We start from the raw sequence: 492 nt of genomic DNA, 5'->3' as shown, positions 1-492 counted from the left end.
ATTTTAACCAGAGAACTCTATTAAGCGGTAAGACTAAATTCAGGGGGGACTACAGCTCCAAATACTGGCGGCTTTCCTACCGTTTTGAGAAAAAGCAAAAACTATTAGCGTTGGGGGTATACCCAGCTATCTCTTTAAATGAAGCTAGATCTCGTCGTGATGAAGCTCGTAAGCTTGTTGCTAATGGTATTGATCCCAGTGCAAAGAAAAAAGCAGAAAACACAGCCCAAGACAAAAAAAAGAACCTCACTCATTCCTTTGGTGTGATCGCTCTCGAATGGACGAAAACCAAAACAAAATGGTCAGAAGACTATAGAGTCAAGGTATGGCGACGTATTGAAACCTATCTTCTTCCAGAACTTGGACAACAGGATGTATCAGAACTTGATACTAGCAATCTACTCCTCCCTCTCAGAAAAGTTGAAAAGTTAGGCTACTGATCCTACCCACGTAATGTGGACACAGCCCTAAGCGAGGTTCTGGTTTTCAAAT

At 41.9% G+C, this 492-nt stretch carries 1 protein-coding gene; it reads left to right on the top strand.

From position 1 onward, the window contains the following. A partial coding sequence (locus ACKPVM_RS20445; RefSeq protein ID WP_409311581.1) for an integrase arm-type DNA-binding domain-containing protein occupies positions 1 to 440 on the top strand: 440 nt, incomplete at its 5' end. Between the last annotated feature and the right edge of the window lie 52 nt (positions 441 to 492).

It is taken from the genome of Pectobacterium hainanensis (genome assembly GCF_046237015.1).
Classification (GTDB): Bacteria; Pseudomonadota; Gammaproteobacteria; order Enterobacterales; family Enterobacteriaceae; genus JBJYIN01.
This window is presented reverse-complemented; position numbering and strand designations above follow the sequence as displayed.